The organism is Mucilaginibacter arboris, assembly GCF_009754915.1.
GTDB classification, from domain to species: Bacteria; Bacteroidota; Bacteroidia; order Sphingobacteriales; family Sphingobacteriaceae; genus Mucilaginibacter_A; species Mucilaginibacter_A arboris.
The window spans coordinates 1-6242 of the sequence record NZ_WPIK01000031.1; the positions used below are offsets into that span (position 1 = coordinate 1).

The window sequence follows — 6242 nt, forward strand, 5'->3', positions numbered from 1 at the left end:
TTTTTCATTTTTACCGGTTGATTTACAGGGCATTAAGTAATGGTTTTAGGATAATTGTAGGGGGGTGTTGTGCTTTTTCAGGCTTTTTTCTACTTTTGCGCCCTGCTTCCGCGATGGGGGCATGGTTTTGAGGGGGGTGAATGGGGGGTGAAGGGAAGGTTGCCGGGCTGGCAGCAGTTTTGTTCAGGGCCTGCAAAATTAATTTAAAATAAGTTTTGCAGGATTAAAATAAGTTTTTACTTTTGCAGCCGCTTCCGGAAGGGGGGCGAGGGGTTTGAAAAGCGGAGAGGCAGGGAAGTTGAAAAGGTGGCAAGCGGCAGCGTTTGCGGTCCTTTAAAAGCTTCAGAAAGCTACCAAAAAATAAATAAAAATATTTTTTGGAAATGTAAAAAGAGTTTCTACCTTTGCAATCCCAAACCGGACGGGAATTTAAAGACGTACGGCGAGGGAAAAACAAAACAGGCGAAGGGCGAACCGGGGCCGGAATAATGAAAAGGTTGATTTAGCCGTAGCGATACGGATAACGATAAAAAGCCAAACTGCGACGGGGCGGCGATAAAGTTCTTTTAAGATATATAACATGTAGCGTAGCGGAGGCTTTCTACCCAGAAGGTCACGTTAAGAAAAAGAGAAAGATTCTGGACATAGTAATTTTACAGATTCTATTTTAATAATAAAGTAGGGTCAGCGATAAACAACACATTTTACAATGGAGAGTTTGATCCTGGCTCAGGATGAACGCTAGCGGCAGGCCTAATACATGCAAGTCGGACGGGATTGGGGGCTTGCCCCCATGAGAGTGGCGCACGGGTGCGTAACACGTATGTAACCTACCTTTATCTGGGGGATAGCCTCTCGAAAGAGAGATTAACACCGCATAAAATCACAGCACGGCATTGTGCAATGATCAAATATTTATAGGATAAAGATGGGCATGCGGAACATTAGCTAGTTGGCGGGGCAACGGCCCACCAAGGCGACGATGTTTAGGGGATCTGAGAGGATGGCCCCCCACACTGGTACTGAGACACGGACCAGACTCCTACGGGAGGCAGCAGTAAGGAATATTGGTCAATGGGCGCAAGCCTGAACCAGCCATGCCGCGTGCAGGAAGACGGCCCTATGGGTTGTAAACTGCTTTTATACCGGAATAAACCCCTTTACGTGTAGAGGGTTGAATGTACGGTAGGAATAAGGATCGGCTAACTCCGTGCCAGCAGCCGCGGTAATACGGAGGATCCAAGCGTTATCCGGATTTATTGGGTTTAAAGGGTGCGTAGGCGGCCTGTTAAGTCAGGGGTGAAATTTTCCAGCTCAACTGGAAGCTTGCCTTTGATACTGACGGGCTTGAATGCAGCTGAGGTAGGCGGAATGTGACAAGTAGCGGTGAAATGCATAGATATGTCACAGAACACCAATTGCGAAGGCAGCTTACTAAAGTGTGATTGACGCTGAGGCACGAAAGCGTGGGGATCAAACAGGATTAGATACCCTGGTAGTCCACGCCCTAAACGATGAACACTCGATGTTAGCGATATACAGTTAGCGTCCAAGCGAAAGCGTTAAGTGTTCCACCTGGGGAGTACGCCCGCAAGGGTGAAACTCAAAGGAATTGACGGGGGCCCGCACAAGCGGAGGAGCATGTGGTTTAATTCGATGATACGCGAGGAACCTTACCCGGGCTTGAAAGTTAGTGAATAAAGCAGAGACGCTTTAGTCCTTCGGGACACGAAACTAGGTGCTGCATGGCTGTCGTCAGCTCGTGCCGTGAGGTGTTGGGTTAAGTCCCGCAACGAGCGCAACCCCTATGTTTAGTTGCCAGCACGTCAAGGTGGGGACTCTAAACAGACTGCCTGTGCAAACAGAGAGGAAGGAGGGGACGACGTCAAGTCATCATGGCCCTTACGTCCGGGGCTACACACGTGCTACAATGGGCGGTACAGAGGGCAGCTACCTGGCAACAGGGTGCCAATCTCTTAAAGCCGTTCACAGTTCGGATCGGGGTCTGCAACTCGACCCCGTGAAGTTGGATTCGCTAGTAATCGCATATCAGCAATGATGCGGTGAATACGTTCCCGGGCCTTGTACACACCGCCCGTCAAGCCATGGAAGCTGGGAGTGCCTGAAGTACGTAACCGCAAGGAGCGTCCTAGGGTAAAATCGGTAACTGGGGCTAAGTCGTAACAAGGTAGCCGTACCGGAAGGTGCGGCTGGAATACCTCCTTTCTAGAGCAGGTCTTTCCGCAAAACATAACGGTCCGCTGCGCACATGTATATTTCTTAAATAATAAAGATAAAAGAAAACCCAAAAGACAAGCCACAGTGGCTGTGGCCGAAATCAGGTACAGGACATTGGCAGTTTAGAAGTTGAAAGGAAAGCATTAGTAGCCAGCAACAAGCGCTAACGGCAGACTGATAACTGATGACTGACCACTAAAAAGTCCCGTAGCTCAGTTTGGTTAGAGCACTACACTGATAATGTAGGGGTCAGCAGTTCAAATCTGCTCGGGACTACAGGAAAGGCGAAAGGTTGAAGGCGTAAAGGTAAAAGGAAGCAAGGTAAAAGACGAAGGGTTAAGACCCGGAACTGCAACCCGCAACTGGCCACCTGCAACCGGCAACTGAAATCTTTTAGGGGGATTAGCTCAGCTGGCTAGAGCACCTGCCTTGCACGCAGGGGGTCAACGGTTCGAATCCGTTATTCTCCACGTTTGGAAGTTTTAAGTGATAGGTTATAAGTAGTAAGTGAGGACTTACAACTCATAACGTAAAACTTACAACTCTAAAAAAGTTCTTTGACATATTGGAAGAAGATAATTGAAAGAGAAAACAACAGTAGGTGACTACTAAGTTTTAAGCAATCGGTTATAAGTTTTAAGTAGAGAGGCGCAAGCGTTGATATTTGATACTAATTACTGAATACTTAAAACGAAGTAAGAACTAAATAAAGCATACTATGCCGGGCAAAAGCGGCATATGTAGAAGAAAGTAAGAAAGGGCACACGGGGGATGCCTTGGCTCTCAGAGGCGATGAAGGACGTGATAAGCTGCGATAAGCTGCGGGTATTAGCAAATATGAACCGATCCGCAGATTTCCGAATGGGGAAACCTAATATACTGAAGGTATATTGCATAATGCGCAAACCTGCTGAACTGAAACATCTAAGTAAGCAGAGGAAGAGAAAACAATAGTGATTTCCTGAGTAGTGGCGAGCGAAAGGGAAGAAGCCCAAACCACTTCTGTTACGGCAGAAGTGGGGTTGTAGGACTACAATGTATTTAACAAAATGAAGCTGAACCGGGTGGGAAACCGGGCCATAGGGCATGAGAGCTGCGTAAGCGTAAGTAATGTTAAGTTAGTAGTATCCTGAGTACCGCGGGGTCGGAGACGCCCTGTGGGAATCTGCCAGCACCATCTGGTAAGGCTAAATACTCCTGAGAGACCGATAGTGAACCAGTACCGTGAGGGAAAGGTGAAAAGAACCCCGAACAGGGGAGTGAAATAGAACCTGAAACCGTGTGCTTACAAGCGGTCGGAGCGTACAAGTTGCGTGACGGCGTGCCTTTTGCATAATGAGCCTACGAGTTACTCTTCCCTGGCAAGGTTAAGTGGTTCAGCCACGCAGCCGAAGCGAAAGCGAGTCTGAATAGGGCGTATAGTCAGGGGAGGTAGACGCGAAACCTTGTGATCTACCCATGGACAGGTTGAAGGTGCCGTAACAGGTACTGGAGGACCGAACCGATAAACGTTGAAAAGTTTCCGGATGATTTGTGGGTAGGGGTGAAAGGCTAATCAAACTGGGAAATAGCTCGTACTCCCCGAAATGTTTTTAGGAACAGCGTCGTGGTAGAGTTTGATAGAGGTAGAGCTACTAATTGGGTGCGGGGGAGTCAAATCCTACCAAATCCAGATAAACTCCGAATGCTATCAAATATACACGGCAGTGAGGCTCTGGGTGCTAAGGTCCAGGGCCGAGAGGGAAAGAACCCAGACCATCAGCTAAGGTCCCTAAATATACACTAAGTTGGACTAACGAGGTCCGGTTGCACAGACAGCTAGGATGTTGGCTTGGAAGCAGCCATTCATTTAAAGAGTGCGTAACAGCTCACTAGTCGAGCGATCGGGCATGGATAATAAACGGGCATCAAGTGTATTACCGAAGCTATGGATTTACGTTGAAAGATACGTGAGTGGTAGGGGAGCATTCTACCAGCGGAGAAGCAGGTACGTAAGTTACTGTGGAGCGGGTAGAAAAGCAAATGTAGGCATAAGTAACGATAAGGCGGGAGAGAAACCCGCCCACCGAAAGACTAAGGTTTCCTGATCAACGCTAATCGGATCAGGGTTAGTCGGGGCCTAAGGTGAAGCCGAAGGGCGTAGCCGATGGACAACTGGTCAATATTCCAGTACTTTTTATAACTGCGATGCAGTGACGGAGTAGTGACACTACCGCGGACTGACGGAATAGTCCGTTAAAGGCCGTAGTTATAGGTCCTGTAGTTAAGTACGCAGGATTTGATGAAAGCTGATAGTACAGTAAACCTTCGGGGGCACTGATAGTGTAGGTAAGCAGACTTCCAAGAAAACCTGCTAAGCTTCAGGTTATAAAAACCCGTACCGTAAACCGACACAGGTAGTCGAGGAGAGGATCCTAAGGTGCTCGAGTGAATCATGGCTAAGGAACTCGGCAAAATGGCCCTGTAACTTCGGGAGAAGGGGCGCTGGTAGCAATATCAGCCGCAGTGAAAAGGCCCAGGCGACTGTTTAACAAAAACACATGGCTTTGCAAAATCGAAAGATGACGTATAAGGCCTGACACCTGCCCGGTGCTGGAAGGTTAAGAGGGGATGTTAGTCGCAAGGCGAAGCATTGAATCGAAGCCCCAGTAAACGGCGGCCGTAACTATAACGGTCCTAAGGTAGCGAAATTCCTTGTCGGGTAAGTTCCGACCTGCACGAATGGTGTAACGATCTGGGCGCTGTCTCAGCCATGAGCTCGGTGAAATTGTGGTATCGGTGAAGACGCCGGTTACCCGCAACGGGACGGAAAGACCCCATGCACCTTCACTACAACTTAACATTGATATCGGGTACAGGATGTGTAGGATAGGTGGGAGGCTGTGATCCGGCTTCGCTAGGAGTCGGTTAGCCAACGTTGAAATACCACCCTTTCTGTATTTGGTGTCTAACCCTGCATAGCGGGGGACATTGTTTGGCGGGTAGTTTGACTGGGGTGGTCGCCTCCAAAAGAGTAACGGAGGCTTTCAAAGGTAAGCTCAGTACGCTTGGTAACCGTACGAGGAGTGCAATAGCATAAGCTTGCTTGACAGTGAGACAGACAAGTCGAGCTGGGTCGAAAGACGGATATAGTGATCCGGTGGTCCTGCATGGAAGGGCCATCGCTCAAAGGATAAAAGGTACGCTGGGGATAACAGGCTGATCTCCCCCAAGAGCTCATATCGACGGGGAGGTTTGGCACCTCGATGTCGGCTCGTCACATCCTGGGGCTGGAGAAGGTCCCAAGGGTTGAGCTGTTCGCTCATTAAAGTGGCACGCGAGCTGGGTTCAGAACGTCGCGAGACAGTTCGGTCCCTATCTGTTGTGGGCGTAGGAAGTTTGAGTGGGGCTGACCTTAGTACGAGAGGACCGGGTTGGACCAACCTCTGGTGAACCTGTTATGCCGCCAGGTGTACTGCAGGGTAGCTACGTTGGGGATAGATAAGCGCTGAAAGCATCTAAGTGCGAAACTAGCCACGAGATGAGACTTCCATTGAGGGCCGTAGCAGACGACTACGTTGATAGGCTTGCCGGTGTAAAGGCAGCGATGCCATAGCCAAGCAGTACTAATCGCCCGAAGCTTTCTCATAGCAGGTAATTATAATGGTTATAGTAAAGGGTTCATTGTTCATAGCAATATGGGCGTATCCTGAACTATAGGCCACCAACAAATTCATACTGTTGTTTTCCCTACAATATCTTCTTTCAATAATATGTCATTGTTTGTCAAGCCAGGAAAGACAGAAAAGTCCGTAAGTCTGGAAGCTAAAACCTTTCGCCTTTGACCTTTCTACCCTTGACCTTACTTACAACATTCAAAACATTCAGGTGCCTATATCGGCGGTGTCCACCTCTTCCCATTCCGAACAGAGAAGTTAAGCCCGCCAGAGCCGATGGTACTGCCGTAAAAGGTGGGAGAGTAGGTCGGTGCCAAATCTTATAAAAACAGGAACGCCCTTGGTGCA

At 48.7% G+C, this 6242-nt stretch carries 2 tRNA genes and 3 rRNA genes; all 5 read left to right on the forward strand.

The annotated features are described in order from the left end of the window. Window positions 1–706: 706 nt before the first annotated feature. Window positions 707–2226: ribosomal RNA gene (locus tag GO621_RS18400) — 16S ribosomal RNA — on the forward strand. A gap of 213 nt (window positions 2227–2439) precedes the next feature. Next, a tRNA-Ile gene (locus GO621_RS18405) sits at window positions 2440–2514 on the forward strand. Between the two features lie 120 nt (window positions 2515–2634). Beyond that, window positions 2635–2708, forward strand: a tRNA-Ala gene (locus GO621_RS18410). A gap of 274 nt (window positions 2709–2982) precedes the next feature. After that, a 23S ribosomal RNA gene (locus tag GO621_RS18415) occupies window positions 2983–5866 on the forward strand. A gap of 235 nt (window positions 5867–6101) precedes the next feature. After that, window positions 6102–6213: ribosomal RNA gene (rrf, locus tag GO621_RS18420) — 5S ribosomal RNA — on the forward strand. The 16S, 23S and 5S rRNA genes sit together here with 2 tRNA genes alongside, the layout of an rRNA operon. The last annotated feature ends 29 nt before the right edge of the window (window positions 6214–6242 follow it).